Genomic DNA, 24,359 nt, shown 5'->3' on the forward strand with positions numbered 1-24,359 from the left:
CCGAGTGCCCCCACTACGACCGGAGGGTCGGGACGGTTCATGGTCGGCGTGGGGTTTCCCGCCGGTCGGTGGGCGTCGAGCGCAGTGCGGCCCGGGCGCGGTGTAGCGCGGCGGGCCCGACCTCGGGCGGGTCGGTGCCGCTGGCGAGCAGATGGGCCAGGAAGGCGGGACCGGGTGCGAGCCGGTGCCGGTCGAGGTAGTAGGTGATCGTGTCGCTCCAGATCCACTCGCCGTCGGTGCGCAGGTCCGTGGGTACGGCCCCGGTCCGGGAGCGGTCCAGGGCGTCGTCGAGGAGGGTCGCGGTGGTCAGCAGCGGCACGCCGGACGCGAGACAGGTCAGCGCCTGCTCGCGGTCCGGCCCGTCGAGGCGGGGCTGGTCGGGGGTGAAGTCGGGTGACTCGGCGACCCTGATCGGGGGGTGTGGCCGGGCGGTCCACAGCAGCGCCGCACAGTCCAGGGCGATCCGGTGCTGCGCGGGCAGGGTCGTCTCGTCGTCGAAGACCTGCACCAGTGGTGCGCTCTCCCCCGCTTCGCGCAGCACGGCCTGCAACCCGGCGGCGGCCGTCGGCAGCGGGCCGTCGGGTCGGTGCACGAGGTAGGCGCGCCGGGGTGGGGTGCCGTCGGTCGGGTAGCGCCATGACCGCCACAGCGCCTCGACGCCGGTCACCGCCGGCATCGTGGCGACGATCGCGGTGTCCACCGGGTCCGGTGCGCCAGGGCCGGCGTGCCCGCTGGTGAGGTCGAGGATGGCCGGCATCCGCTGTGCGGCCAGTGCCTTCGGATCGGCGGGCGCCAGCCCGTATGTGGGCGGTGGCGGTCCGTCGGCGCGTCGGACCTCGGCGAGGGCGGCGGTGTCGGTGCCGCCCGCCGACAGCGTTTCCGAGAGTACGGCGGCGTCCGTCGCCGTCAGCGGGACGTCACCGGTCAGCGCGGTGAACACGATCGCCTGGGCGACGTCGAGCGCCAGGCCGTCGGCGAGCCAGGTACGCGCCTCGCTGACCAGGTCGTCGGGGAGGCGGCCGTCGAGGCGGAGCAGGAGGTGGTGCAGCGCGAGCGTGTGGTCTCCGGTCATGGTCCCGCCTGGAAGGTCGTGGGGAGGTGGCCGTGGTCGGCGGCGTACCGGTCGGCGGCGGCCACCGGGTCCGCGCCGTTAAGCAGGGCCTCCTGGATCCGTGTGCGCAGTCCGTCAAGGAACGCCGGATCGACCGGTGGGGACAGGTCGTACCGCATGACGACGGCGTCGACTGCCTGGTGCAGTGCGGTCGGATCGAGATCGGAGTGGTGCCGCTGGAGTGCGCTCCCCGATGCGGTGGTGCCGGACGGTGGCGGGTGCACCCCACCGGCCCACGTGGTGCCGTCGGCCGGTTCGAGGGACTGGAAGTGGTTGAAGGTGCGGGCGACGTAGAGACGGCGGGGCGCCAACGGCTGCAACGGCTGGGGTGCCCCGGTCACGAACGGCACGCGGCCGGGGCCTCCGTCGATGGGGACGACGACGATGTCGAGGTCGAGAGCCAGTGCCAGGGCGGTCGGCACATCGTCGCCGATCGCCGAGTTCCACAAGTCGCGCTGCCGCATCGCGGCCTCCAGCAGTTCCACACCGCTGGGTGCCCGGCCGTGTCGTTCGACGGTGTCGAGGACCAGCCTGACCACCTCGGCGTTGCCTGCCTCGTCGCGGTCGGTGAAATGGACGGCGAGCATCCCCAGGACGTTGCGATCGCCGCGGTCGACCCGAGCGGCGACCTCGTCGCGCCACTGCACCACCGGCTGACGCCGCTCCCGCATGGCGACCGTGCTCTGCACGTGGTCGGCGATGGTCCGCACGGTCGCGGGGTCCTTCTCGGTCAACACCGCACGCAGATCCTCCCGAGTGAGGTCGTCGACGCCGCTCACGTCGTGTGCTCTGGCGCGGCGGCGCAGCTCGGCGAGCTCCGCCTCGTCGCGCCATGCGGCCCGGGTCTCGGCGGTGGGCGGCGCGTACGTCCAGCCAGGGGTGAGGCGTGTGTCGACCTGCTGGTGCTCGAGCTGGTCGGCGAGGATCCGGCCGGCGGTACGACCGAGATGCGGCTCGAACCTCGCTGGGTGCTGCGCAATCAGGTCGGCGGCGTGGGCTCGCAGATCCGCCGGGCCGGCCGGGTCGCCGGGCAGCGGCACACGCTGCCGCCGCCCGGCTTCGATCACCGCCCAGAACAGACAGTCACGGTCGTCGGGGACGTCACGTAGCCGCAGTCGCCCGGCACCGGGCACGGTGATCTGGGCGCCGGCCGGGCGCCAGGCCCGGGTGCGTTCGCGCAACCGGCGCAGCTCGGCGTGGTCCGGACTGTCGTGCGGCACGCGGGACAGCATGCGGTCGAGCCGGTCGCGCAGGCCGTCGACCATCTGTTGCCTCTGTGCGACGGAAAGGAGCCGCTGCACGTCGGCGATGGTCCGCCCGACCTCGGACCGGCTGCCGTCGGTTCGGTCCACCGGGGCGGTCGGGTGTCGCTGGCGACCGCCGGTGCCCTGCTGTCGGGGCCGGAGGTGCAGCGACCCGTCGGCGTGGGAGGCGTCCTTCGCAGCGGCCGGGTCGCGATCCTGATCGGGGTCCCTACCCTTTGGTCGACCGTCGATCTTTCCGTCCCCGTCGGTCTTTCCGTCCCCGTCGGTCGGTCCATCCCCGGGGGGCGGCGGTCCGGGTGGGCGGGGGGTCCCACCGTCCCGGTCGACGCTGCCCAGCCCGTCGGTCTCGACGACGAGGACACTGCGTTCGTGCCACGCCTGTCGCCCGAGCGGCACCCCGTGCGCGTACTCGTCGGCCCGGTCCCTCCGGTCGGCCTGCGCGGCCTCGTCGCTGCTGAGTCGGTCAGCCGGGCTGTCGTCCCCGACCTGCCGCATCGCCTCCGCCTGCGCGAAGAGGCGGTCCAGTTCTCCCGGCGTCAGTCGCAGTTGCCGGGTCGGGTCCAGCTCGGCGATCAGGGCGTGGACGGCCGCGATCTGGTGGTCCAGGATCGAGCTGACCAGCAGGTCGGGCAGATGCGCGGGTGCGGTGTCCGGGTCGAGTCGGAGATGGGCGGCCAGCAGGGAATCGTTGTACGCCTGGCTGCGGCCCATCCAGTCCGGCGCGTCGTCCGCCGAGGCGGTGAGCCGGTCCTGTTGGTCCGCCACCGTCTGCCGCCAGTCGTCGAGCGCGGCCCGTAGCTCCCGCAGGTGCGTCCGTCGTCGCCCGACGGTGGCGTCTGCGGGCAGCCGGTTAGCGATCCGGTTGAGTCGGGCGTGGTGGCGGAGCCACTCCGTCGGGGCCTCGAACTGCTGCCGGCGATACGTCGACACCGCACCGGCCCGCTGCGGGGCCGGGCCGTCCGGCGAGTCGCCGTACCGGGCGCCGGAGAGGGCGGCCCGACCGGTGGTGTCGCCTCGCATCGCCCGTGGTTCGAGGTGGACGGTGTCGACGCCGAGCAACGCCGACAGGTCGACGCCGCTACCCGGCATCCCGACGGAGAGCAGGGGTCGGTGGCCGTCCTGTCGGAGCCGGTCCAGCAGGTACGCCTGTGCGGCCGGGTCGGCGGGAGCCGGGCCGACGCCGGTCAGGTCGGCGTCGGCGAACACGTCGGGTCGGCGGGTCCGCAGCGCGGGACCGGGGTCGTCGCCGATCAGCAGCACCCGCCCGCCCGGCTGGCGGTGCCGGTATCCGTCCGCGATCTGCTCCAGGAAGGCGTCCGGCAGGTCCGGCTCGGGGTACGAGCGGCGTACCCACAGCAGCATCACCGGCTGCCCGTCGTCGAGCCCGAGCGTGCGGATCCGGTCGTCGAGGTGGTCCCGGCGATCCTGGGACAGCCTGCCCGGGAGGCCGGTGCGTAGCCGGTCGCGGGCGGCCGGTTCGTCGGTGCGATAGTGGTCGGCGACCAGCTCGTACGGATCGCCGGCCGCCCGGCCACCGATCTGGTGGACGTCGTCGGTGTAGACGAGTCTGATCCGGTCCGCGGCGACGCCGAGGTTGATCAGGCCGTCCCGGATCTGCTGGGCGCGGGCCAGTCCCCGGCGGGCGAAGTGTCCGACCACCTCGGACCGGGGCGCGTCGGGGCCGGGTAGGTCCGGCTCGCCGGGGAGGCGGGCGTGGTCGACCGGGTCGTCGAGTCCCGCCGACTCGGCGGCCCGGGTGTACTCGGCCAGGTGGGAGACCGGGTCGTAGTAGATCTCCACTCGGTTCTCCGGTGCCAGGTGCAGCGCCGCCGCGTACATCGGCAGGTCGTCGTTGTCGACCATCGAGATCCGGTGGGTCCGGGAGCCGGTCGGGGTGGGCTCGGGGAACGCTTCCTGGCCGGCGGCGCGCAGCTCGGGGCGGAGGTCGTCGACGAGGCGGGCGTCCTCGGCCGTCCGGTCGACCGGTGTCGTCGGCGGGTCGGTGGGTGGGTCCTGGGTCTGGGCCAGTCGGCGGGCGACGGTGTGCGGATCGGTGCCGTCGAGCAGCGCACCGATGACCCGGTAGCCGTGGTCGAGTAGTACGGCGGCCGACTGTGGCGTACCGGCGTCGTGTCCGGCGGTGATGGCGTCGGCGCGGCGTCGGAGCTGGGTCGCTGCGGCGGGGTCCAGTGCCGCGATTCGCCGGTCGACGGTGGCCCGGTCCACCGGCGGCAGGCCGGGCGGCGGTGGGGGCGGCAGGGGCCGGTCGGTGAACTCGGCCGCGTACCGGGCGGCGGCTGCGGTCGTGCCGGTCTGCCAGCGCGCCTCGATCTCCTCGGCCAAAGCGACGAGCGCGGCGGCCCGGGCCAGCAGGTGGTCGCCGCCGGCGCGACCACCGGGTCCGACCAGCCGGCGGAACTCCTGCTGCAGTTGGCGTCCGGCGACCGTGCGCTGGAGCCGGGCTGCCGTGCGTTGGAGCCCTGCTGACCTGTGCTGGAGCCAGGTGCCCCGCCGGGCGCCGGGTGATCCGCTGCGATGCCGCAGTGCCCGGCGCTGTGCCCGCAGCACCGAGGTCAGGTCGGGCTCGGCAGGTGGGTTCGCGGTGACCTGGTCGAGCAGGGCGCGGGCGGCAGCGGCGAGGTGCACCAGCGTTTGGTCGACGCCCGGTTGTCCGGCCGGTTCCCCTCGTCCGTCGTCGACCTCGGCGTTCGTCTCCGGGGTCAGCTCGCCGCGACGCAGCTGGTCGGCGAGCTGGACGAGCTGGTCGCGGTTGGCCCGGGCGGTCGCCAGGTGACGCAGCTGGTCGACGGTGGCGGTACGCGGGCGGCGCAGTACCGCCTGGAAGTCGGTGGTGTGACGGTCCAGGGCGGTGGTCAGGTCCTGCGCGGTGGTCAGGTTCAGGTTGCCGAGGGACCGTCCCCGCTCCTCCTCGAACCGTCGTCGGGCGGCCTGGTCGTCGGGCAACGCCGGGATCCCGTCGGCCGTCACGTCGTCCGGCTGTCGAGGGCGACCGGCGGCCAGCCGGTCGGCGACTCCCTCGGCCTCCGATCGGGCCTGCAGGTACTGCTCCTGTGCCGCCCGGCTCTCGGCTCGGGCCATGCCGGCCTGTTCCTCGGCCAGCTCCCGCTGCTCCGTCGTGGCGTCGTCGGGAAGGTTGCGCACCTCGGTGTCGGCGGCCCGCCAGTCGGCCGCCTTCTGCAGCCAGGCGGCGCGGCTGGTCAGGGCGTTCTCCCAGGCGGCCACCGTCGAGTCGATGGCGTGACGGCGGGCCGGGTCGGTGTCGTCGAGCCAGCCGTTGGCGCGGGCCACCTCCTCCGGCACCTGCACCTCGATCGTGCCGGGCAGCGTCACCTCGGTGCCGACCCCGTCTGCGGGCGGATCCGCCGGGTCGCGGACGACGTGCCGCTCCTGCGCGGTGAAGGTGAAGACCATCGTGCGGCCCTTGTACTTCACGTTCGAGCCGGTGTTGGCGGTCGCGCCGATCCGGGCGGCACCGGCCGCGCCGACCCCGAGCTGGCCCGGCATCGGGGCGTCGTGTCGGGTCACCGGACTGATGCCGGCGGTCCCGGTCCGCACGTCGGCCTGGAAGCCGGCGAGGTTGCGGGACTGCGCCTGGGTGGTGGTCGCGACCGAGACCTGTTTGGGCCGCTCCATCCGGTCGTCGGTGACGATCCGGGCCAGCGACGGCGGGCCCAGGCGGGCGTACCGTTCGTGGACCGCTCGGTAGCGCGGGACGATGCCGGGGCCGGTCAGACCGGTGGTGACGCCCTCGTTCGCGATGCGCGGGTACTGCGCCTTCGACCACTCCGGTGTGGCCTGGTCGTGGACGGCCGCCGGGACGATGGAGCGCGGGTTGCGCAGCGGGTCGGTGCCGATCGCGCGCTGGACGGTCGAGGTGCGGGCGTGGGCGGCGACCGCCATCCGGGCCGCGTCCTCGGAGGCTCGCGCGGCCGGGAAGGAGGTGACCATCGCCTCGGTCGGCAATCGGGTGCCACCGCGTTGCCACCGTCGGATGGCGTTCGGCTCGGTCTGCGCGGGGGTCAGCGCGCGCGGTCCGCCGGTGGGACGCCGGTCCGGGTTAGGCGCACTCAAGTCCGCCGCCCGGAGGTCGGGCGCGGGTTCACGGACCCGGGTGGCGGACTCGGGGATCCGTAGTCGGATCGGTACCCGGATCGGTTCGCCGCTCGTTCCGCTGGGGGTGGTGACGGTCAGTTCGAGGATGCTCTCGAACTCGATCAGTGGTCCGGTGCCGGTGACGACCCGTTCGTCGACCGTCGCCGTGGTGGTGTTCCGGTCCGCCTCGCTCTGGTGGCCGACCCGGGCGCCGGGTCCGGCACCGAATGTCCCCCCGTGGTGCGTCGGTGGGTTCTCCGGGTCGCTGCCGCTGGTGTCCCGGCCGGGCGCGTAGCTTCCGCTGACGTCGACGGTGATGCCTCTCGACCTGTCGGTGGCGGCGGTCCGGCTGGCCTTGGTGTAGTACTCGATCTCGGTCGGATCGGAGATGATCTCCGTCAGGCGGGGTGGGGTGAGTCGGGCCCGGATCCGGATGTCGACTCCGGTGGTCGTGCGGGCGATGAAGGCGAACCGGCGCATCCGTCGCCGGTCGTAGAGCCGTACCAGCAGGTCGTTGGAGAGCAGGCTGTCGAGGAACGCGGCCAGACCGAAACGGCCGAAGATCGCTCGGGCCCGTCCGACGTTGCCGAGCGGATCCTGCAACGGCTCGTCCGGCAGCAGGTCCACCCCCTGCTCCCGGAGCCGGTCGCGGACCTGCGCGTACAGGTCCGGACCGCCCAGGTTGTCGACCCAGGCCCGGCCCAGGTCCCCGGAGTCCAGGGCCAGGTGCTCGGGCAGGTGCCAGGTCGGTGCGCCGGTCGCCGGGGTCAGGTGGATGGTGTCCGGCGGGGTGGGTGCATCCGGAGGCAGTGGCAGTGGCGGGATCTGCCGGTCGGCGTGGGCCGGGTCGGCGTTGTGCTGCGCGATCCAGGCGTTGGTGGTGTGGATGTCGCGCAGGGCGACGGCGATGAGCATTCCGCTCTCGACCGACACCCGCTGGTGCCGGACGCCGATCGCACCGGTGAGGAAGTCGGACGCACCGGCCCACCGGGTCCCTGCGGTCAGGTGCCAGTCGCCGTCGACCCGGTAGAACACGAACGGGCCGCTCTGGACGACGTTGCGTTCGGCACCGCCGGTGTCGGTCGCAGAGGTGGTGCGCAGGTCGGTGTGCCACTGCAGACCGGGTTGCAGGCTGGCGTTTCCGGCGTAGTCGCCGTCCTCCCGGTGCCCGAAGATCCCGAACAGACGCAGGGTGTGCATCCCGCCGGTGACCTGCGCCGAGGTGATCGGGTAGCTGCCCGCCATCGACGATTCGAGTTCCCAGGATCCGGGATCGACCGGACGGAACGCGGTCGGCACGAACGCGACCTGCAGCGAGCCGAGGTCGTCGCGGAACACCCCACCGGCGAACAGCGTGCCCGAGGTCTCTCCGGGGCTGATCAGGGTGCGGGTTCGTCCGTTGGCGAACTCGGGGGTGAAGAACGCGTCGATCTGGCTGCGGGACGCGGTACCCGGAGCCGTCAGCACCTCACCGTGCGGCAGGCTTTCGACCAGTTCGAGCGCAAAGTTCCGGATCGGGGCGAGCGGACCGACGGCCTCGGTGTGGAAGCGCAGTGGAAGGCCGGCGAAGGGCAGCGGCGGCGGGGCGGTCTCGGTGACGTCGTGGAGGACCGGGACTGCCTGGTCGTCCGTGGCGCCGGGCGGTCGAGGGGCTGGCTCCTCGATGCCCATCCGGTCGGCCCACAGCTCGGACACCCAGACTCGCATCGTGCCGGACCGCAGCCTGATCGGTTGCTCGATGCCGGAGAACTCCAGGTTCTCGGCTGCCAGTTGCTGCCTTTCCGGCAGGCTGACCCACTGCTGGTCGCTCCGGTGCGACAGCAAGCCGGCGGAGAGGGTGCGGTAGAGCGCCCGGGGCCGGGTGTACGACGACACCGTCACCTGGAAGTCGAGGTCCAGCTCGTACTCGCGAACGGTGGTCCGGCCGTCCTTCGGCGTCGGGCTGACCGACATCTCCACCTGGGCGACCTGCTGTCCGGTCACCAGTTTGCGTCCGCCGGTGTGGGTGTACTGGTAGCCGAGGCCGGCGGCGGCCAGCGCCCGGGACGACGGTTTGCGCCACCGGTCGAAGAATCCGAAGCGGATGCCGGCCTGGTAGTCCCGGCTGACCGAGGTGTGGGCCTGCGCCCGGTCGCCGCCGATGTCGGTCTCCCGCATCGAGATCGTCTGGGACTGCCCGGTGCGACGTCCCGCGGTCCGGGTCGCGGTGAGCTCCACCCGCACGTACTCGTTGCGATACCAGCCGTACCGCTTCAGCTCCACGACGATGCCGGTGTCGAACAGGCTGTCCACCATGGCCCGTACCGCTGGCTGACTCAGCGCGGTCCGTAGCGACTCCTCGTTACGGCGGTGCGCCATCAGGTCCTGCAGGGTCCGGATCGTGTCCACCGGTGCCGGGCCGTCGACGACGAAACCCGGGTACGCCCTGAGGACGGTCTCGATGTCGTCGAGAACTCCGGCGAGACCGGTCACGTCCCGTACCGCCCCGTCGCCGAGCGGCGCGGTCAACACCTGCGCATCGGCCGGCAGGTGGGTGCCCTGTCCGGACGGTAGGTCCGGCGGGAGGTCGGTCGCCACCCGGACGAAAAGGTGGTCGGGTTCGGTGGAGCTCTCGTCGATTCCGGCGCCCCGGATCGTCCAGGTCACCGGGTAGTCACGTAACTCGGTCTCGCCGGTGTAGATCACCGCCCGCTTGCGTCCGCCGCTGCCGCCGCCCAACGCCGCCTGTTCCCGCCGGCCGGAGACCCCGACGCCGACCGACCCGGTCAGCGGTACGCCCGTCTCGTCGCGCGGCCCATTCCACCCGGCCTGTAGCGCCGCCCCGAAACTCGCCGAGGCCGCCGCGCTGTGCTCGTTGGCGACCACCAGTTGCGCGCTGTCGCGCAACACCACGTCCGAGGCGGTGGACCGGACGATGTGCTCAGCGCTGCTGGCGGTGATGGTGAACGGTCCGGCGGCCTCACCGGTCACCTCGTTCCACAGCGCCGGGATCCGCAACCCACCGGCGAACTCCTCCAGCGCGGCCTCGACGTTGCGGGCGCTGAGCAGGCGGGTCAGCTCGGCCCGACTCGCCGAGCCGACCGCGAACAGCCCGATCGGCAGCGTGCGCTCGGCCAGTCGCCACAACTCGGGTACGACGGCGGCTTCGACCTGGTGCACCCTCGGAGTCGTCGCCGACGGCCCCAGTCCTCCCTCCCGCGACTGATTCTGGTCGGCGACCAGGGCGTGCCGGGGAATCTTCAGGACTGCTTCGGTAGGTATCAGCCGGGCTTGGCCGACCTGCTGGTTGGTTCCGTCGCCGGCGCGTTCCCACAGTTCCAGCCGGTACGTCGCCCTCGCCGCGATCCGGTCGGCGCCGTTGCTCGGCCGGGCCTGCCGATGGGTGACCAGGGACCGGACCGTGGACAACGCCTGCGTCAGTCGCCGGAGCGTCGCGTGCAGGTTGAGCCCGCCGCCGACGAAGCCGGGCTCGACAGCCCCGGCCGGGCTCACCGTCACCGACGCGTCCACGCCACCGCTCTTCGACTTGGCGATGCCGCTCGTCGTGGTGACCGCTCCGGCCCGGTCGACCCGGGTCAGGACGCTGTCCGGATCCTGGTCGGGGGTCCGGCGGAGGTCGTCCAGCGTCACCGAGACGCGCAGTTCCACCTGGCGGCCGTCCACGGTGACCGGGACGTGTTCCCCGCGACCGACGAACCCGTGCAGGTCGCCGCTGCCGTCGGCGTCGTTGTGCAGCCGGCGGAGGAACTCGTCGAGGCCGCGTACCTTCCGGCTGCCCCGCTGCCCGACGAGATCCCGCGCGGCCTGCTCCACCTCGGCGAGGCCGGCCACCCGGACCACCTCGGCGGCGCCCAGTGAGCCGGCGGACAGATAACGGACCGCCACCAGGCCGTCGTCGAGCGGATCCGGGGCGGGATGCCTCCCCTCCTGATCGTCGTCCCGGTGCAGCGCTGCGTCCTCGTTTCCCTCGATGCCCTCGGGCGTCGGCGGCGGGACGACTGTCTCGGCGTCGCCGCCGGTGTCCGTGCCGGTTCCGGCGGACGTGCCCGCCCGACCGCCGGTGGTGTCCGACGAGCGGCCGCCGATCGGCACGTCCAGGCCCCGGACCGGGCCGTCGACCGGTACGCCGTCCGTGGTCGGGACGAACAGCACCGTGTCGGGCTGAATCGTGAGGTCGGCGAGCGTGCCGTTCTGGCCGTCGAGGAAGACCACCCCGTTGTGGTCGTGGACCACGTTGAACGCGTGGGCGAAGTCCCGGCCCGCCCGGTGCACGACGACGATGCCCCGCGACCCCTGCGGTGCCGAGCGCATGACTCGGGTGACGGCGGCGAAGTCCGCCACGGCCACCGGCGCGCGGTCGCGGTATCGGGTCAGGTGTTCCAGTGGAGCCAGCGTGGACGGTGACGACTGTAGGCGTTCATCGGGCCGCAGTATCTCGGTGAACGCCATGTCGGTGACGATCGCCGTGAGTACGCAGTTCGTGCCGAACTCGCCCCGCCGCTGCCGGTACGGGTTGATCCCGGGAAGCCACGGGTAGTCCCGCTGGACGACCGTGGCGTCCGGCTGGGAATCGGCTCGCGGGATGGCCTCGATCCCCGACTCGACGTTCCGCGCTCGGAGGTCCCCCCTCGGTCCACCGTCCGTTTGCGGTGTGGTGTCCGTCGGCGGGGTGTCCGTCGGCCCGAGGGCGGGCGGGGTGGCCGGGCTGAGGTTCGGCGTGACGGTGATGGTGCTCGCCCCGGTGGTGGCCGCTGTGGGCGCGGCTCCCGACCGGCCGGCGAGCGGGGCGGTAGGCGGCGACGCGGAGGCGGTGGTGGCCGAGGAGGACGGCACCGGTGTCGGCGCAGTGGTGGAGGTGGCCAGGGACGACGACACCGGTGACGGCGCGGGGGCGGCAGCCGTGCCCGCCACGGCCGCCGGCCGGACCGGCACCGGACCGTTCGACGGCGTGCCGGGTGACGGCGTGCCGGGTGACCCGGTGGGCGCCGGGCTGGTGGACGAGACCGTGGTGCTGGCCGGGGTGACCGTTGTGGTCGCCGCTGCCGGCACCGGCGTGGGGGCGGCGACCGGCACGGGATTCGCGGCCGCCTGCCCGCCCACTGTGGGTGCAGGGGTCGCGGGCGCCTGGCCGCCGACCGAGGGCGTAGGGGTCTCCGGGGGCGCAGGCGCGGCAGGCGGTACCGGTGGAGCGGAAGCCGGCCCACCGGCCGTGGCGACGGCTGCCGCCGGGACGACCGATGGCCGGGCACCCTCCGACGGGGTGGCGCCGGTGGTCGGGGCACTCGCGACACCGTTGCCGGTGACGGCACCCGCCGCTACCGGTCCGCCCGCCGGGTGCGGCCCCGTCGGGTCACCCTGGCGCCCGGGGCCGACGACCCCGGTGCCGTCCGACGGTGGTGATCCTGACCGGTCGGCATCCCGCCCCCCGGGTGTGCCGGGTGCGGTGGCCGGGGCCGGCCCGGCGGACGTGGTGGATCTGCCGTCGGAGGGTCCTCGGGGCGTACCGACCACGGCAGGCGTACCGGTGCCGTCGGGCGCGGCGGGGGTGCCGACCCCATCCGGACCGGGCGGTGGCGGCATGTCGGCCGACGAGGGGTCGTCGAGGGGTGGCGGGGTGTCATCAGACGGTGAGGGCGACGACTTCGAGGTGGGATCCGGTGTCGGCGTCGTGCGAGGGGGCGCCGGGTCGTCGGGCTCGGCGTCTCGGGTACTGCCGTCGGGGTCCGGCCGGATCGCGTCGCCGATGTTCGTGCCGGCGGCGCTGGCAGCTCCGGACACCGCGCCGGAGACCGCCGCCGCACCGCCGACGTTCCATCCCTGGCCGGTCATCACCCCGTAGAGGCCCTCGGTCAGGTACTCGACGACCGCCTCGGAAGCCATCTCACCGGCCGCGTCGGCGGTGGCCTGACGCCCGGTCGGCTTGGGCTCGGGAGTGGTGAGCGCCTGGCGGAACGTCGAACCGGGCGGGGGCGCGGAGTCGGCGCCGGTGTCGGTCAGCGCCCGCGCGCCGGGGCCGCCGAGTCGCCGAGCCAGCAGGTTGATCGCCGGACCGAGGAAGGTGGAGACCGCACCACCGAGCGCGCCGACCGCCGCAGCGTCGCGGGTCAGCTTGCTGTCCCAGCGGTCGCGGGTGCCCGCCGACAGTTGCAGTCGCTGGACGATGGCGTCCATCAGCACCTGTAGGCCGATGCCGACCACCTGGTTGACGGCGACCATCTGGATCAGCCGGCCGAGCAGCGTACGGACCAGGAAGCGGAAGACGGCGACCCGGGCGGCCAGCCAGTTCAGTGCCGCACCCGGATTGAAGAACGAGAAGGCGAGGGCGACGATGAAGTCGATCATCAGCTGGATCAACGCGCCGATGATCATCATCTTGACGTACTGGACCTGGGTGCCCGAGGCGCGGCTCTTGGCACCGAGGTCGCGCAACTGATCGGAGGCGGCCGCGAGGTAGCCGGGATTGCGGACGTACCCCTGCATCGACTCGACGAACGCCTCGTCGGCCCGGCCGGAGACGCCGCGTCGGATGGAGCGGACGGCGTCGACGAGTAGCGGCAGGGCGGAGTCGACCCCGTCGGCCGCGCCGCTGTAGGCCCGTGAGAGCCCGAACAGGCGGTCCTCGTCGGTCCCGGGGAAGTCCTCACCCGAGATCCACTTGAGGAAGCCGGCGAGGTCGTCCGACGCCTCGATCCCCATCTCCGCTCACCTCCCCCGGTCCGACACCGTCAGGTACGCACCGGACCGTTGCCGGACCAGCCGGTCGCCGTGTCGCCGTTCTCCGCCTCGTACCTGGCCAACAGCGCGGCCAGATCCGCCACGCGGCTGCCATCGCCGACCGCCAGCTCCCGCAGGCCGGTCAGCACGTACCTCGCCAGCGGCAACTCGCGGTCCAGATCGGCGGCGACCGCCTCGTCGACCTCGCCGCGCACGCTGAGCACGACGGGGGTATTCGCGCCCACCTCACCCTCGAACGTCTCGACGACCGCCTGCATGTGCGCGAAGTAGGCGGCGAACGCCTCCTGTCGCAGCCGGTCCGTGTCCGCCGAGAGCGGGGCGCTCACGTCCGGCTCCCGGTGCCGTCGCCGCTCGTGGGCGCTGCTCCCCCGGCCGGTCGAGACGGGGGTGGGTCGGCGCCCGGCCACGGGTCGTTCACCAGCCGGAGCGCGTCGCTCATCATCGACTCGAAGTCGGCCTCCCCGTTGATCATGTCGAGGACCGGCATCCCGGGCGGCAGGACCGAGGCGAAGGCCGCCGCGACGACGGCCTGGGCCTGCTGTCGGGCCTCCCCGATGGTGTCGACGAGCAGGGTCGCCAGTTCGGCCGAGGGCATGCTGCGGTACGACCGGCTCAGGAACCGGACGTCGACGAGGTCGCCACGGCTGTTCACGGTGACCGTGATGACCCGGTTCTTCGACGTCACGCTCGTCTCGCCACCGTCGAGTCGGGCCTGCACGTCGGCGATCGCCGCCTGGCTGGCCGCCAGTTCGGCGTACGCCTGCTCGATCTGGTCCTGCATGGGACCTGGCATCTCGTTCCCCTTCCGCTAGTTCCGGCGCCGGGTGGTGTCCCGGTGCGTCGGGCCGTACGGCGATCCGGGGCCGCGCGACGGAACGGCCGGTCGGCCGGTGCGCGTACCCTCACCGGAGTCCGCCTCGCCGATGTCGTCTCTTCCGATCACGGCCGGTGCGCAGTCGGGATCGGTACCCCACACCTCTTCCTCCTCGGCGAGCCAGGTGGTGCGCTCGCGGTCCTTGTCGTTGTCCCGGCCGCCGCCCTGCCCCATGCCACCCATCGGCGGCATCATCGGGAAGCCACCCATGCCGCCCATGCCGGGTATGCCGACGCCGGCTGCACCGGCCGCCCCAGCCGATCCGAACGGTGCGCCGGCGGTGAAGCCGCCGCTGGTGACCGCGCCGGTGCCGGTGCCCGCCACACCGGCGAAGCCGGGCAGGGCCGAACCGGCCACGTAGCCAGGCGGCGGTTCGCCGATCGGGCCGATGACCGCGCCGCCGTTGAGGCCGCCCGACGAGCTGCCGGAGTCGAAGCCACCGGCGCCCACACCGCCGACCGCGTCCGGGTCGACGACCGAGGGGTGCGGCGTGGACGGCGGGGTCAGGCCACCCAGGCCGCCGCTGCCACCGGTCGACACACCGCCGGAGGCCGAGCCGTCACGGCCCGGACCGCCGACGACGCCCGAATCACCGCCCGACGGGTTCGGCGTGGATGGTGGGGTGAGGCCGCCCAGACCACCGCTGCCGCCGGACCCGGATCGGGAACCGCCACCGGACCCACCACCACCGGGCGTACCGCCCACGACACCGCCACCCAGGCCGGGCAGAAAGGTGCCGGGCCCGACAGAGCCGCCGCTGCCGACCGGGCCGACCCCGCCGCCCGTTCCGTCGCCGATACCACCGGTGCCGCCGCCCAGACCGGACGGGTCGAAGCCACCGGCGGACGGCCCGCCGGTGAACCCGCCGCCCGCGCCACCGCCGCCGAACTCCCCACCCGCACCGCCACCGGATCCCCCCGCTCCCAGGCCGGACGGGTCGAAGGATCCACCGGAGCCGGATCCGGTCTGTGCACCGTCCGGACCGCCGCCGAAGCCCGCACCGCCCGGCCCACCGCCGATGTTCGCACCGCCGGAGCCCCCACCACCGAACTCCGCGCCGCCGGAGCCGCCACCACCGCCGCCGAACTCCGCGCCGCCGGAGCCGCCGTCGTTCCCGCCACCGCCGAAGTTGGCGCCGCCGGAGCCGCCCCCACCCGGCCCGTTGCCGAACGGGTTGTTCGGCCCGTTGCCGAACGGGTTGTCGTCCTGCGGCGAGTAGTAGACACCCCGGTACAGCGGGAAGACCCCGCGTCGCATCGCCTGGATCGTCTGGTCGAAGCTGGTGACGAGGGCCTGCGTGGCGTTGAGCGAGGCGAGGTTCAACGCCTCCAGGTTGCTGACCCAGGTGGACTTCATGCCGTCGTTCAGTTGAGTCCAGCCGTCGTTGCTCATCAGGTCGTACGTGCCGAGACCCTGGTCCGGGAAGGAGAAGATCCACGGCTGCTCGGGCCCGGCCGTCCACGTCCCGCTGCTGGTGCGGGCGTCGTACTCGTCGACCTGTCGCTCCATGGAGCGCAGGACCTCCCAGACGAGCGTGTTCGGGTCGTGGTACCGGTATGCGACGAATGCGTTCCAGGCGTTCTCCATCGCGGTCTTGAAGGCGTTGACCGCGTTGCCGTTGTCGTTGAGCAGTTGGACCCAGTCACCCTGTTCGGTGATGTTCTCCTTGAGATAGAGCATGGTCCGGGCCATGTCGTCCATGGCGAAGACGAACGCGTCGGCGGCCGACCCGTCGAAGCCGGCCCGATCCTGGTCGATCCGGTCGACCACCGCCCGGACGGTGGGTTGGCCGCCGTTCATCAGCCAGTCCGTCACCTGCCAGTAGAGGTGGGCGGCGTCGAAGAAGGTCTGTGCGTCCAGGAACTCGTTGGCGCGGATGCCGGAGACGATCGGTCCGCTGGCGGTCACCGTCTTCTGCGAGTGGTTGGCCGGGGAGTTGTCGCCGCCCTCGAAGAAGGTGACCCAGCCACGGATGAGCTGGAAGTACATCCGGGAGTCCCGGCCGCCGTGCCGGCGTTTGCGATAGAGGGTGATCCGGTTCCAGCCCTCCTGGTCGCCGGGCATCCAGTGGTTCCACGGGCTCTGGTTGCCGTTCTCGGTCACCTGCCAGAACGAGGTGTCGAGCTGTAGCCAGGTGTTGCGGGCCGCGACTCCGGGGTCCGCCTGTTCCTCGGACCCGAGCACGTCCCGCAACGCCGGCATCCACTCCATGGACCGGCCGGCGGTGGGACCGCCACCAGGCTGGGTCATGTTGTTCCCTCCGTTGTCGCAGGTGTGCCCGGGCCCGAGGCGCGGGTCAGAAGGCCGGGAGGCGGGCGCCGAACTCGGCGACCGACATCTCGTTGAGCGTCTCGGCACCGTCGGTGAGCGCCATGAACGAACGCAGCTGCTGGCCACGGGTTGCGGACAGGGTGCTGATCTCGTTCAGCCGCGCCTGGATGTTGGCGCCGTTGGTGCGGATCAGGTTGCCGACGGTCTGTCCGATCGCGAAGTTCTGGTGTCCGGGGCGGATGACCAGGGTGTCGATCGGGCCCTTCGCGGCGGCGGGTGCCTCGGTGGCCAGGGTCATGTTGACGGCGACGAAGTCGTTGAGCATGCCGTCGTCGACGTGGATCGGCATCGTCGTACCCCGTTCAGAGGTTGCCCTGGAACAGGGCCGCGCCCTGGGCGTCCGCGACCTGGTACGTCTCGCGGATCCGGTCGATGGCGGCGGCACCGGAACCGAGTGAGTTGTTCATCGTCGTCATGCCGCCTTCCCAGACGGTCTGCGCCGCCCGGTACGACTCGGCGGCACCGCCGAGGTTCATGGTGATGAACCGGTTGACGACGGCGTTCAGCTCGTCGAGTGCGTTGTCGATCGACCGGGTGACGCCGCGCAGCTCCTCTCCACTGCCGAGCAGACCGTCGGGGTTCAGGCCGTAGGTAGCCATCGGGATTTCCTTTCGTTCGGGTGCGGAGGAGGCGGTCAGTCGCCCTGGTACCAGCGGGAGTGCGTGGAGGTCTCCTGCTCGGCGTTGCTGGTGGCCTGGAGGTACTGGCTCATCGCGGTCCGCAGCATCTCCAGGCCGTTGCGGACCTGGTTGAGGCCGCCGCGCCAGTTCGCCAACTCCTGTCCGTAGAGGGTGCGGGCCTCGCCGTGCCACTGCATCGACGAGTTCACCGCGTCGACGCTGGCGTCGGCGGCGTTGCAGTTGGCCATCGCCACCTCGAACGCCGACAGCAGCTGGCGGATGGTCTGTTCGTCTACTTCGGTCTGTGCGGGCATCTCGCTCTCCTTCGTGTCGGATGTCCGGTCCGTGCGGCGTCGCGGGCGCGGCGCCGGTCATCTGCGGGCCAGTTCGGGGTCGAGCAGTGGTCCGGTCGGTAGCAGGTCCAGCAGGGCCCTGGTCACCGTCGCCGCGCCGTCCGGGGGGTAGCCGAGGGTCTCGGCGACGGACGGGTCGGCGAGCGGGTACTTGATCCCGGCATCGGTGACGAGGAAGTAGCCGGTGCCGGGAAGCTGTCCGGGTCGACCGAGCCGGATCAGGCCGCCGACCCCGGCGGCGATCGACACGGCACCGGCCGTCTGGGCGGTGCGGGTGATGCCGGTGCCGTCGACGGTGCGCGCGCCCGGCGAGGTCAGCGGCGGTCGTGACGTCACTCCGATGCCGCCGCCGTCGGTGTGCTGCACGCACCAGACGCGGCCCGGTCCGGGGTCGGCCCGGGTCGGCGGGGTGGACGGCAGGTCGGCGGCGACGGTCGGCTGTGTGGAGACCGGCAGCCGGGCCAGTGCCGCGGGGCTCAACGCGGTGGGTTCCACCGGCGTCGGCCGGTACGCCCGGGCCGTGTCCGGGTCGCTTTCCACCAGTCCGTGGGCCAGCGGGCCGAGTTGGCTGAGTCCGTCGCGTTGCAGCAGGTAGTGACGTTCGGGCAGGCCGGCGACGCGGACCACGAAGAGCTGGCCGATGCGGGTGGGACGACCGTCCACCTCCGGTCCCGGTCGGCCCCGGTCGGGTACGGGCACCGGTGCGAGGTCCGGGCCGACCGGCAGTTGCTCCAGCCAACCCGGCTCGACCAGGACGGGTACGCCGTCGTAGCCGAAGGCCCGGCTCAGCCAGTCGCGGGTCAACGCGAAGCGTCGTCCCTGCCACACCAGGAACGTCGGGCCGGCCTCGACGCGGGCGACCATCGCCTGGTCCGCGGGGAGCGGGGTGCCGGTCGTCGACCGGTCGACCGCCAGGGTGGTCGTGATGGCCTGGGTGCCCGCACCGTCCCGGGTCGCCAGCGCACACACGTGCCAGGTGGTGCCGTCGAGCGCTCCGGGTGCGGGCAGTGCGTCGGGGGCGCCGACGATGCCGAGCGGGCGTCCGCGTGGCACGTCGGCCAGTGAGCGGCCGGAGACCGAGACGACCTTCGGGGAAGCGCCGAGGATCAGCCGGGCGGAGGTGTAGTTGAGCACCGGGCGCAGCGTGCCGTCGACGAGGACGTACCGGCTGCCGGTCTCCTTCTCGACGACGAGTTGTCGGGGTTGTCGCCAACTGTCGGCGCCGCCGGGACGCAGGAATCCGTAGACCGCGAAGCCGGCGACGACCAGGGCGGCGACCAGCAGCCCGGCGAGGCTGCCGACCAGCATCCGGCGGTGCGGGTTCTCCGGCGTCTCCGGCTCCCCCGCCACCAGGGCACCGGTGAGCCGGCCCAGGACGTACGACTGGGCCTGCACCTGGTCCCGACGTGACTGCACGGCCCTCAGCCGCCCAACGCCCGGGCGAAGGCGTAGACATCCAGAACGGCGAGCAGGACCGGGAAGACCGCGACCATCGCCAGGGTGTGGGTCAGGTCGCCGATCCGCCCCCAGTACGGCATGAGCCGCCGGCCGGGCAGGGTTCGGGCGGTGGTGACCAGCAGTGCCGCGCCGATCGGCACCAGGAACGCCGGCACCAGCAGGCGCGGCCAGCCGGTGCCGGTGGTGCTCAGGTGCAGCAGAACCGTGGCCAGTCCCACCACGGCCGGTCCGCAGAGTGCGAGCCGGTGCCATGCGCTGGTCATCGGGCGGGCGGCGAGCAGCCGTACGGCGGCGACGAGGACGACCAGCGCCGTGGCCGCCCAACCGTCGGCGGCACCGACCAGCGTCAGGGCGCCGAGCGTGACCGTGGCCAGGCCGGCGTGGAGCGCGGTCATGTAGCGGTCGGCGGTGGCGGTGCGGGCGAGCAGTGGTTCGCTCGGCTCCGGGTCGATGCCTTCCTGCAGGTGCTCGGGCTGGACGGGCAGTGGTTCGAGGTGCAGTCCGGCCAGGCGGAACGCGAGCAGGGGAACGGCCGTACCGGCGATGGTGGCGGCGACCGCGACGACGGCGGCGGCCCGGACGGTGCTCATCGGGACGAACGCGGCGAGTGCGGCGCCGGCAGCGGTGAACAGGGCTGCGGTGAGGACGGCGGCGAAGAGTGGACCGGCCCGGCCGAGCAGGATCCGGCCGAGGGCCGCGGTGGTGAACACGGCGGTCGCGGCGACGACGAGCCGTGGTCCGTCCACCGTCAGCGCGGTGTCCGGGCGGCCGATCTCCGGCACCAGCAGACCGGCTAGGCCGGCGTGTGCGACGGCGGCGACCAGGAACACCGTTCCGGCGGCCCGGTCGCCGACGGCTCGGGTGAGGGCGAACGCGGCGGCCAGGCAGCCCAGCGCGAGCGCGGCCGCGCAGAAGAGGCGGGGTACGGGTGGGCCGGGCGCCGCCAGCACGGCGGCGCCGGTGCCGAGCAGCACGGCGAGTACGCCGAGCGCCGCCCAGCGCACCATCTGTGGTCGCCACAGGCCAGACCGGGCGCGGGATCCGGTGGCCACACCGTCGATCAGGTCGTCGAAGTCGACCGGCGGGATCTGTTCGGCGCGCGGGCGCAGGTACACCGTGTCGCCGTCGCGCAGGCCGAGTGAGGCGACGGTGCCGTCCTCGTCGAACGGTGGCGCGCCGAGGCGTTGCAGCACCCAGCCGCCGTGCAGCAGGCCGGTGTCCGCCAGGTCCTCGCCGAGGTGGTGCAGCAGCGCCGGCAGCAGGTCGGCGACCAGCACCTGGGCGGGTACGGCCAGCTCGATCTGCCGGTCCGGTCCGCTTACGACCAGTCGGCACATCTGCTCACCAACGGCGATGCTCATGCCCTCTCTACGGGCCGTCTCCGAGGCGGTTCAACGAAGGTGCGGAATATTTTTCTGACCCGCCGACCGGCCCGGCGCGTAGTAGGACGCACGCGGGCGGTCGGCAGGGGCCGGCCCGCAGCGGGACAGGAGGCGGACCGTGACCACAGTGGTGTTCCGGCGACCGGCGCGGCGCAACGGCCCGGAGATGCCGGCCGGCGAGATCGGCCTCCAGGAGCCGCCGGAACTGCCCGAGACACAGTCCGGCGGGCTGCGGCACGTCATGACGATCATGCCGATGATGCTGATGTCCGGCGTCATGATGCTGATGTTCGTCGGCGGCGGTCGTGGCGCGATGACCTGGGTGATGATCGGCCTGATGATGGTCGCGATGGGCGGGATGCTGGTCGGTCAGATGCTGGGGGCCGGCGGTGACCGTAGGCGGCGGCTCGGCGGCGACCGTCGGGACTACCTGCGGTACCTGGCCCAGAACCGCCGTCGGGTGCGGCGGACCGTGGCGCAGCAGCGGGACGCCGGCGCGTGGCGGCACCCCGACCCCGGTGCGCTGTGGTCGGTGGCGATGACGTCGCGGCGGTGGGAGCGGCGGGCCAGCCATCCGGACTTCCTGGAGGTGCGGTTGGGCACCGGCCGAGCCCGGTTGGCCACCCCGATCGTGCCGTTGCAGACCAAGCCGATCGAGGACCTGGAGCCGTTGTCGGCGAAGTCGCTGCGCCGCTTCATCAAGGCGTACAGCACGCTTGAGGAGCAGCCGGTCGCGGTGTTCCTGCGCGGCTTCGCCCTGATCCGGTTCACCGGTGACGCCGACGGTGTCCGCGCGGTGCTGCGCGCCATGATCACCCAGCTGGTGACCCTGCACGCACCGGAGGAGGTGGTGGTCGCGCTCTGTCTGGGTGGGGAGGGCGCCGCTGCCTGGGAGTGGGCGAAGTGGCTGCCGCACGTCCAGCATCCGGTCGAGCAGGACGCGGCCGGGGCCACGCGGCTGGTGGCGGAGAGCATCGAGGGGGTGGAGCGGCTGCTCGGTGAGGGTTTCCTCGCCCGCCCCCGCTACGAGCAGGGTGCCACGCCGAGTCGCGACGAGCCGTACGTGCTGGTCGTCTGCGACGGTGGGCGGATCCCGACCGGGGCCCGGATGACCTCCGGCGGTTACCGCAACGCCGTGCTGGTCGACATCGGCGTCGCGCCGGCCAGCACTCCCCGCCATCTGCTCTGGCTCGATCTGGTCGAGGACCGGTTGGAGATGGTGCGGCACGACGCGGTCGGTCGGGAGAAGCGGTCGCCGTTGGCCCGCGCCGACCGGCTCAGTGTCGCCCGGGCCCGGGCGGTGGCGAGGATCCTGTCGCCGTACCGGCTCGGCATCGCCACCGAGCCGGTCGCCGAGGCGCTCGACTCCGACTTCGACCTCGGGGCTCTGCTCGGGGTCGCCGACCTGAGTCGGCTCGACCTCGACGCCGTCTGGGCGCCCCGGTCGGCGACCGAACGGCTCCGGGTGCCGATCGGGGTCGACGCCGACGGCGCGCCGGTGGAGTTGGACCTCAAGGAGTCCGCGCTCGGCGGGATGGGCCCGCACGGCATGTTGATCGGGGCGACCGGCTCGGGCAAGAGCGAGCTGCTGCGTACCCTCGTGCTGGCGCTCGCGGTGACGCACTCCAGTGAGACGTTGAACCTGATCCTGGTGGACTTCAAGGGCGGTGCCACGTTCCTGGGGCTGGACCGGTTGCCGCACACCTCGGCGGTGATCACCAACCTGGCCGACGAGGCGGCGCTGGTGAGCCGGATGCGTGACGCCCTGCACGGGGAGCTGGTCCGCCGGCAGGAGCTGCTGCGGCAGGCCGGTGGCTACAGCTCGGCGTTGGACTACGAACGCGCCCGGGCGCAGGGAGCTCCGCTCGATCCGCTGCCCACGCTGTTCGTCGTGGTCGACGAGTTCAGCGAGTTGCTCGCCGCGCACCGTGACTTCATCGACCTGTTCGTCATGATCGGTCGGCTGGGGCGGTCGCTCGCGGTGCATCTGCTGCTGGCCAGTCAGCGCCTCGACGACGGTCGGATCGCCCAGTTGGAGTCGCACCTGTCGTACCGGATCGGGCTGCGGACGTTCTCGTCGATGGAGTCGCGGGCGGTGATCGGTGTGCCGGACGCGCACGAGTTGCCCAGTCAGCCCGGCAACGGCTACCTGCGGACCGACGTGTCGACGCTGATCCGGTTCAAGGCCGCGTACGTCTCCGGTGCGCACCGACCCCGGGCGGTGCGGTCCCGGCAGGACGTCGTGCAGCGGCAGTTGGTGCCGTACCTGTTGGAGCACGTGCCGTACCGCACTCCGGTGGAGACGCCCTCGGCGGCGGAGGTCACACCGGACGAGGCGGACGTGGCGTCGCCGAGTGTGTTGTCGGTCGTGGTGTCGCAGCTCACCGATCAGGGACCGCCGGCACACCAGGTGTGGCTGCCACCGCTGTCCGCCGCCCCGACCCTGGACCAGTTGCTGCCGGCACTGGCCCCGGATCCGCAGGCCGGGCTGCGGGCCGCAGACTGGCCCGGCGTCGGGCGTCTGGCGGTGCCGGTGGGGTTCGTGGACAAGCCGTTCGAGCAGGTCCGGGAGCTGATGGTCGTGGACCTGGCCGGCATCGGCGGGCACGTCGGCATCGCCGGTGGTCCGCAGAGCGGCAAGAGCACGCTGCTGCGTACGGTGATCTGCGGGCTGGCGTTGACCCACAGTCCGGCACAGGTGCAGTTCTACTGTCTGGACTTCGGTGGGGGAACGTTGTCGACGATCGCCGACCTGCCGCACGTCGGCAGCGTCGCCGGCCGACTGGAGATCGACCGGGTGAGCCGGATCGTCGCCGAGATCAGTGCGCTGGTCACCGAGCGGGAGCGACGCTTCGGCAGTCTCGGCGTCGACTCGATGGCCACCTACCGGCGGGCGCGGGCCGAGGGCACCATCACCGACGACCCGTACGGTGACGTGTTCCTGGTGGTCGACGGCTGGTTCACGTTGCGGCAGGAGTTCGAGTCCGCCGACTCCGCGATCCGGCAGATCGTCGCGCGGGGGCTGAACTTCGGGGTGCACGTGCTGCTCACCGCCGCCCGCTGGTCCGAGGTCCACCACGGCATGCGGGATCAGCTCGGCACCCGGCTGGAGCTGCGTCTCGGTGACGCCGTCGACTCCGCCATCGACCTGCGGATGGCGGCCACGGTGCCGCACCTGCCCGGTCGGGGGTTGACCGCACAGAAGATGCACTTCCTCGGCGGGCTGCCGCGGATCGACGGTTGCGGTGAGGCGGAGAGCGTGGCCGAGGGTGCTCGGGATCTGTCCGCGTCGGTGCGGGACTTCTGGGCCGGGCCGCCCGCCCCGCCGGTGCGTACGCTGCCTGCGCTGCTGCCGGCCGGCGAGTTGCCGCCGCCGGACGGCGACCTGCGGGTCGCTCTCGGCATCGACGAGGAGCGAATGCAGCCGGTCTGGCACAACTTCGAGGAGGTGCCGCACCTGACCGTCCTGGGCGACACGGAGAGCGGCAAGACCAGTCTGCTGCGCCTGCTGGTCGACGGGGTGACCCGCCGGTTCACGCCGAAGGAGGCCCGGATCATGGTGGTGGACTACCGTCGTCGGCTCTTCGATTCCGTTCCCGGTCCCTACCGGCTCGGATACTCGGTGTCGCCGGGGGCGACGAAGGAGACCGTGGCCAGCGCCGTCGAGGGGTTACGCAGCCGGATGCCGGGCAACGACGTCACCCCGGAGCAGTTGCGTCGCCGCGACTGGTGGACCGGGCCCCGGCTGTTCGTCTTCGTCGACGACTACGACCTGCTCGCCGGTCACGACAGCCCGCTGGCACCGCTGATCCCGTTCCTGCCGCAGGGCACCGACATCGGTTTCCATCTGGTCCTGACCCGGGGTGCGGCCGGGGTGATGCGGATGTCGATGGATCCGCTGATCCGCCGTATGCAGGAGACGAACAGCCCCGACCTGGCGCTGTCCTGCCCGCCGTCGGAGGGTCCGCTGCTCGGCAACACCAAGCCGCGCATCCTGCCACCGGGGCGGGCACTGCTCTGCACCCGCCGGGGGCATCGACTGATCCAGACCGGGTGGACGCCGCCGCCGGAGCTGTCGCCGCCGGCCGGTGCGGTGGCCGGTGTCGCCGGATGATCG

General features: G+C 72.8%; 11 protein-coding genes. 1 reads left to right on the top strand and 10 read right to left on the bottom strand.

All coding sequences use genetic code 11. From position 1 onward, the window contains the following. Positions 1-37: 37 nt before the first annotated feature. The 10 genes from ACIBO1_RS23980 to eccD are packed head-to-tail and all read right to left on the bottom strand — an operon-like array spanning position 38 to position 20,221. Positions 38-1,072 (bottom strand): hypothetical protein, encoded by a 1,035-nt coding sequence (locus tag ACIBO1_RS23980; protein WP_396750195.1) that lies wholly within the window; start codon positions 1,070-1,072, stop codon positions 38-40. Next, complete coding sequence (locus ACIBO1_RS23985; protein WP_396750197.1) at positions 1,069-13,185, bottom strand: toxin glutamine deamidase domain-containing protein; 12,117 nt, start codon at positions 13,183-13,185, stop codon at positions 1,069-1,071. The genes ACIBO1_RS23980 and ACIBO1_RS23985 overlap by 4 nt, the downstream gene beginning before the upstream one ends. A 29-nt stretch (positions 13,186-13,214) precedes the next feature. Continuing rightward, positions 13,215-13,550, bottom strand: coding sequence for a hypothetical protein (locus ACIBO1_RS23990; protein WP_131053789.1), 336 nt, complete (start codon positions 13,548-13,550; stop codon positions 13,215-13,217). Further along, entirely contained in the window at positions 13,547-14,017 is a 471-nt protein-coding gene (locus ACIBO1_RS23995) for a YbaB/EbfC family nucleoid-associated protein (RefSeq protein WP_396750199.1), read from the bottom strand. The genes ACIBO1_RS23990 and ACIBO1_RS23995 overlap by 4 nt, the downstream gene beginning before the upstream one ends. A gap of 15 nt (positions 14,018-14,032) precedes the next feature. Beyond that, entirely contained in the window at positions 14,033-16,348 is a 2,316-nt protein-coding gene (locus ACIBO1_RS24000) for a hypothetical protein (RefSeq protein WP_396750201.1), read from the bottom strand. Positions 16,349-16,394: 46 nt separating this feature from the next. Next, the gene (locus tag ACIBO1_RS24005; RefSeq protein WP_396750203.1) at positions 16,395-16,718 is read right to left on the bottom strand and encodes a hypothetical protein; all 324 of its coding nucleotides are present in this window, start codon (positions 16,716-16,718) and stop codon (positions 16,395-16,397) included. A 13-nt stretch (positions 16,719-16,731) separates the two neighbouring features. Continuing rightward, a complete protein-coding gene (locus tag ACIBO1_RS24010; RefSeq protein ID WP_387256962.1) occupies positions 16,732-17,028 on the bottom strand; it encodes a WXG100 family type VII secretion target in 297 nt (98 codons plus the stop codon). A 35-nt stretch (positions 17,029-17,063) separates the two neighbouring features. Further along, entirely contained in the window at positions 17,064-17,363 is a 300-nt protein-coding gene (locus tag ACIBO1_RS24015) for a hypothetical protein (protein ID WP_396750205.1), read from the bottom strand. A gap of 57 nt (positions 17,364-17,420) precedes the next feature. Further along, complete coding sequence (gene eccB / locus ACIBO1_RS24020; RefSeq protein WP_396750207.1) at positions 17,421-18,818, bottom strand: type VII secretion protein EccB; 1,398 nt, start codon at positions 18,816-18,818, stop codon at positions 17,421-17,423. A gap of 5 nt (positions 18,819-18,823) precedes the next feature. After that, positions 18,824-20,221, bottom strand: a complete 1,398-nt coding sequence (gene eccD, locus ACIBO1_RS24025) for a type VII secretion integral membrane protein EccD (protein ID WP_396750209.1) — start codon at positions 20,219-20,221, stop codon at positions 18,824-18,826. A gap of 187 nt (positions 20,222-20,408) precedes the next feature. Here eccD and eccCa point away from each other — a divergent pair, with 187 nt between their 5' ends. Then, a complete protein-coding gene (gene eccCa / locus ACIBO1_RS24030; protein ID WP_396750343.1) occupies positions 20,409-24,356 on the top strand; it encodes a type VII secretion protein EccCa in 3,948 nt (1,315 codons plus the stop codon). The last annotated feature ends 3 nt before the right edge of the window (positions 24,357-24,359 follow it).

The sequence above is a fragment of the Micromonospora sp. NPDC049903 genome (assembly GCF_044460945.1).
GTDB lineage: Bacteria > Actinomycetota > Actinomycetes > Mycobacteriales > Micromonosporaceae > Micromonospora.

Bases quoted from the DNA above. Each gene is read 5' to 3' on its own strand.
- ACIBO1_RS23980 (WP_396750195.1), bottom strand. From the start codon at position 1,072: ATGACCGGAGACCACACGCTCGCGCTGCACCACCTCCTGCTCCGCCTC.
- ACIBO1_RS23985 (WP_396750197.1), bottom strand. From the start codon at position 13,185: ATGGGGATCGAGGCGTCGGACGACCTCGCCGGCTTCCTCAAGTGGATC.
- ACIBO1_RS23995 (WP_396750199.1), bottom strand. From the start codon at position 14,017: ATGCCAGGTCCCATGCAGGACCAGATCGAGCAGGCGTACGCCGAACTG.
- ACIBO1_RS24000 (WP_396750201.1), bottom strand. From the start codon at position 16,348: ATGACCCAGCCTGGTGGCGGTCCCACCGCCGGCCGGTCCATGGAGTGG.
- ACIBO1_RS24005 (WP_396750203.1), bottom strand. From the start codon at position 16,718: ATGCCGATCCACGTCGACGACGGCATGCTCAACGACTTCGTCGCCGTC.
- ACIBO1_RS24010 (WP_387256962.1), bottom strand. From the start codon at position 17,028: ATGGCTACCTACGGCCTGAACCCCGACGGTCTGCTCGGCAGTGGAGAG.
- ACIBO1_RS24015 (WP_396750205.1), bottom strand. From the start codon at position 17,363: ATGCCCGCACAGACCGAAGTAGACGAACAGACCATCCGCCAGCTGCTG.
- eccD (WP_396750209.1), bottom strand. From the start codon at position 20,221: ATGAGCATCGCCGTTGGTGAGCAGATGTGCCGACTGGTCGTAAGCGGA.
- eccCa (WP_396750343.1), top strand. From the start codon at position 20,409: ATGCCGGCCGGCGAGATCGGCCTCCAGGAGCCGCCGGAACTGCCCGAG.